Annotated in this window: 3 protein-coding genes and 1 tRNA gene; all 4 read left to right on the top strand. The window is 42.3% G+C overall.

From position 1 onward, the window contains the following. Positions 1–882: 882 nt before the first annotated feature. Entirely contained in the window at positions 883–3,564 is a 2,682-nt protein-coding gene (locus VGB26_08550) for a tetratricopeptide repeat protein (protein HEX9757835.1), read from the top strand. Positions 3,565–3,584: 20 nt separating this feature from the next. Then, positions 3,585–4,400 (top strand): AAA family ATPase, encoded by an 816-nt coding sequence (locus VGB26_08545; GenBank protein ID HEX9757834.1) that lies wholly within the window; start codon positions 3,585–3,587, stop codon positions 4,398–4,400. A 64-nt stretch (positions 4,401–4,464) separates the two neighbouring features. Beyond that, positions 4,465–4,540 (top strand) — tRNA-Gly (locus VGB26_08540). Between the two features lie 196 nt (positions 4,541–4,736). After that, positions 4,737–5,093, top strand: a 357-nt coding sequence (locus VGB26_08535; protein ID HEX9757833.1) for a hypothetical protein, incomplete at its 3' end; no start/stop codon positions are given.

The raw sequence follows: 5,093 nt of genomic DNA, 5'->3' as shown, positions 1-5,093 counted from the left end.
AGCCAAAAACCGGTCCATTCTCAATCCTCCGTGGAGAGGTCCGTTCGGAATCGCCCATGAAAACGGGGAAAAGTCAACGAATGTTGATGAAGCGTACTCGAAGATGCGAAAACAGGCGGACATCTGCGCACCATGGCGGTTTCCTCTGTCCAAGTTCAATCTAAATGCGCATTAAAATACAGACTCTAATTAAAGCAGAAAATGGAGAAGATGTTTTCGTTCATTATTCCCCCTTCAGCGAGAAGAGTTTAAATCTTTAAAAGAGGGAGAAACCGTAGAATTCGAGGTGCAAGGGACAAATGCCTTCCGGCCGCAAATGTAGCAAAAGTTTAGCCAACATGGGCTAAGATATTTTGTGAAAAAATTTTGTTTTTGATCATTTCCCTGAGATTGGGGAAAGGGGTTTGAATGAGAGTTCTTTTCACCTTTTTCCCCGACCCCTCTCATGAAATTCCACCCAAAATCCGATAAAAAAGCTGGATAGTGAAACCGTCAAAAATAGTTGAAAGAGTAAAAATGAGTTGCCCATTCAAAAGATTGGGATCTGTTATTTTATAATTTTCTTTTTAAATAGTAAAAACATTGCCTTTTTAGCATTTATTGTTCACCAAAGACAAAAAGTCCTCCCGTTTCACCGTATTTTTTCTTTTAAAAACAATGGTTTATGAGATAAGGTTCTCATGGAAATGGATTGCTGTAAGTTATTGAATTTTATAGTAAAAAATAACAGCCCCTTCTTTTCCATTCCTTGACACATTGCCTAAGATGTATTAATTTTTAAAGAAAATGCCCCTTTCAGTACCAAATATCAAATCTTCGTCCCTTTGGAGTTTTATGTGGCGGTTTTCTATTTAACGTATTTTATTCGATCAAGGAGAATACTTGGGTAAAGACAGAGGATCCATTCTTCAAAATGCGCAGAAATACACAGCCAAAGGTCTGCATGATAAGGCCATTGAGGAATGGCAAAAACTGATAAAAGAAACCCCGAATGACGGGAACATTTACAATACGATTGGAGATCTTTACCTTAAGAAAAATTCAATTTCCGAGGCAACCAATGCCTTCCTGAAAGCTGCAGACTCCTTTGATCAAGCGGGTTTTGCGTTAAAAACCATTGCCGTTTATAAGAAAATCATTAAAATCGATCCAAATCGTTTTGATGTTTTCCTGAAATTGGGGGATGTTAATGCAGAGCGGGGTCTTGTTGGCAATGCCTTGGGTGACTACTTGAAAGTTGCCAAGCATTACGTGGGGACCGGGAAGCTAAAAGAAGGGGTAGAGGTATACCGAAAGATTATCAAATTAGACCCCCAGAACGTATCTATACGTATTAAACTTGCGGAAATGTGTGTGAAAGAGGGTTTGAAAACAGAAGCTGTTGAGGAATATTTGGGGGTTGCGGAAATCTATGGTCAGGGAGGTCGTAAAGAAGAGGCCATCAAACTTTATGACCAAATCCTGAAAATCGCGCCCTCCCATCCAACCGCCAAACAATTAAAAAATAAACTAGAAGGAGGGGCGCTGGAGGGAAGTGAAGTTTCCGAAACCCCCGAGGAGGTCCAAACCGCTTCTCACCAAACCGAAATGGTGAAACCGGATAAGGTTTTTGGGTCCCCGCAAAAGGGGGTCCAAACGGGAGCAGAGGAATCCCAGGCTTCACCCCTTTCTATTCAGAACCAAGAAGACACTCCGGTAGACCCTACAAGGGTTCCTACGGCCCTGGAACCCATTGTGGATGAAGGGGCCGTGCCTTCCCTTGAGGAGGAATTACCCGTTTTTGAAGAGCCCGTTGAAAAAATATTAGAACCGACCTCCCTTTCAAGGGAGGAGGGGAAAATACCCGAAGGAGAGGTTGTTGAATTATCTGACCCTTCCTCTCTTGTTAAAGAATTTTCTCAGTCTTCCCCAAAACTCTCAGGGGATGAGAGTGGAACCCCAACACCGGCTGATGAAGAAACACCTCAACAAAAAATGGATGAATATATACAGCATGAGACCATCGAAGGTTTTTTTGCTGAAGCCGATGTATATTTAAAATATGGTTTACCTCAAAAAGCCATTGACCAATTAAAAGGAGTCCTCAAACAGGATCCCTATAATCAAAAGGCCCGTCTCCAATTGAAGGAGATTTATAAAAATGAGGGGCAAATTCCTGAAGCCGTGATGGAATGTTTAAAACTTGCTAAAATTTTTGAGCTGGAAGGAGAGCCGGATCGTTATAATCAGATTCTCCAAGAGGCTATGGACCTGGATCCCAATAACCGCCAAGTTAAACTTATGGCTGGTGTATCCGCTCAGGAAAGAGAAGACTCAATCTCCCAGAATTTGGAGTCTTCTGGCGTAAGCTCCGTATCCATTCCGTCTGCCCAAGAAACCTCTGAAAGCTCACAGGTGAACGGATTGGAAACTGAGTTTTCTGAGGCCAGCGTGACCGAGTTCAATGCTCCCTTGGGCCGAAAAGGAGGCCCTGATGAAGGGGTAAGAAGTCTTGATGAAATCATGAATGCTCAACCGCTCTCCCCTGAGGAAGTTGGGGAAAAACTTGCGGAGGGAGATTTTTACCTCCAACAGGGGTTAAAAGAGGAAGCCAAAAGGGTTTATGAATTGGTTCTTCTAAAAGTACCGGAGCATCCTGAAGCCCTGAAAAAACTAACCGAAATATCGGTTGAAGAAGATATTGATCGTGAAATTTCTGAAATCCCAGACTCCCAAGTGCTTGCAGAGCTTTCCCAACAAGAGATTACTGGAGAACAGGGAATTGAAAAAGATTCCGATTCCTCGGTTGGAATCCCAGCGTCCCAAGAATCTATAGATGAGATTAGCTTTTCCTCTGTTTCCGAATCCTCCAATGAAGTTTCATTTAATGAAAATTTAGATCAACCCGTTTCTGAGGCTTCTTCCCGAGAAAAAGCCGAAGAAATGGATGAAGGTTTTGTGGACCTTTCCGATGTTTTGGAGGAGGCGGAGGATCAAAAAGAACTTCAGGAGGTCTCCGAGCAGGGTAACATTGATTCAGAACTAGATTCTATTTTTCAGGAATTTCAAAAAGGTATTCAAGAACAATTTGGGGATGAGGATTATGAGACCCATTATAACCTTGGGATTGCCTATAAGGAGATGGGATTAATCCATGAGGCCATTGGAGAGTTTGAGTTATCCATTAAGGGGGATGACCGATTTGTAGACTCCTGTACCATGTTATCTACCTGTTTTGTCGAAAAAGGTGCTTTTGACAAAGCAGCAGAATATTTAGACAGCGCTTTGAACGACCCTCGATGTAATGAAAATAATGTTTTGTGGCTGAAATATGAACTGGGAACGCTTTATGAAAATCAGGGCCTTCATGAAAAAGCCCTTGAGCATTATATAGAAGTGAAAGAAGCTGACTCAAATTTTAAAGATGTGAAGAAGAGAATAATTAAATTGCAGAAGGATGGTCCAAGTCTTGATGATAAAGGTGATGAGGGCCTTTCCGATCCAGGCTCTGAATTAAGTGTGGGGACTAGCAGTAAGAAGGAATCAAAGGTCGAAAGGAAAAAAGGGAAAATTTCCTACCTATAGCCGAGGGAGTTTTTAACATTATGAGTTATTTAGAATATTATGGTTTAAAAGAGCAACCCTTCTCCATTTCGGTGGATAACCGATTTTACTATAACAGTGCCCAACACGGGGAGGCGATCATAAGATTAAAGTATGCGGTTGAATCCCGAAAAGGGTTGGTGGTTTTGGTTGGAGATATTGGGACCGGAAAAACGACACTGGCCACAAGAATGTTGGATGAAATGGATGAAAAAGAATATGAATGTGCTTTGTTAATTGTCATTCATGGCTCCATTACCTCTGAATGGCTTCTTCGAAAAATTGCTGTTCAGTTAGGTGTGGAGGAGCCCAATGATGACAAAACGGAGCTGTTATCCCAACTTTTCAGCCGTTTGATTCAGATTTATGAATCAGGTAAAAGGGCAGTGGTATTAATTGATGAAGCCCAGATGCTTAACAAAAAAGAGGTGATGGAAGAATTTAGAGGAATTCTCAATATTGAAATGGATGGAAATAAATTGATTACGTTTGTTTTCTTTGGTTTACCGGATTTAGATAAAAATCTAAATTTAGATGAACCCCTAAAACAACGTGTGGGGGTCCGGTTTCAACTCCGGTCTTTTACTGAAGAGATAACCAATGATTATGTGAAATACCGTTTACAAATTGCCGGTTCTAATAAAGAGCTTTTTACAAAGGATGCCCTCAGTTCAATTCATAAATTTTCTGGGGGAATTCCTCGTTTGATTAACGCCATTTGTGATAATGCGCTGTTGGAAGGGTTTCTTCGGAAGAAAGAAACGGTCTCAGGAGAAATGATAGAAGAAGTGGCTTCAGATTTAAAGGTGGCTCTTTAACCTAAAAACCGATCTCTTAAAACCTGTTGACAATATGAAATAGCTTTTTTATACTTTCCATCAAGCGGGCATAGCTCAGCTGGTAGAGTACAAGCTTCCCAAGCTTGGGGTCGCGGGTTCGATCCCCGTTGCCCGCTCCAAAATCCATCATAAAATCAATTAATTAAGAATTTGAAGTTTTTCATAAAAAAGAAAATAGTCACCATTTAGTCACTATCCTTTCCGGTTCATAGAAATTCCACCCGAGGTTATACTATTTTTAGTTGAAATTGGAAAGAGTGGCTCCCCCGTGGCATAATCCACGGAACCGAAAACAAAGTCAGAAAGGAGCCACTGATGAAGAATACCACCAGGAAGAGGAAGAAGGCAATACGGGGGTTTGAGGCCGCATACGGGAGGCAAGAACTCATCGATCAAATGTACCACCTTGTTGCAAGAGGCAAGCAGGGATTTGACGCCTGCATGAAGGATCTGGGTAGGATGATGGCAGAGACGATCATGTACATCGAGCGGGAGGAGATCGCCGGGCCAGACTACCGACCTTTCAGTTCCGACATTGCCAAATGGGCGAGCCAGCCTGGGTCGGTCTATATCGGGGATCAGAAGATACCGGTGGAACACCCGCGGCTGCGGGGGCCGGAGGGAGAGATCGCGCTTGGGAGTTATCAGAAGCTGAAAGAGTCGGAAGGTTTC

It is taken from the genome of Nitrospiria bacterium, from assembly GCA_036397255.1.
GTDB lineage: Bacteria > Nitrospirota > Nitrospiria > DASWJH01 > DASWJH01 > DASWJH01.
Note: the sequence above shows the minus strand (reverse complement) of the source record. Positions and strands in the feature narration are given on the sequence as shown.

Excerpts from the sequence above, each read along its gene's own strand:
- VGB26_08545 (HEX9757834.1), top strand. The coding sequence starts at position 3,585 with ATGAGTTATTTAGAATATTATGGTTTAAAAGAGCAACCCTTCTCCATT.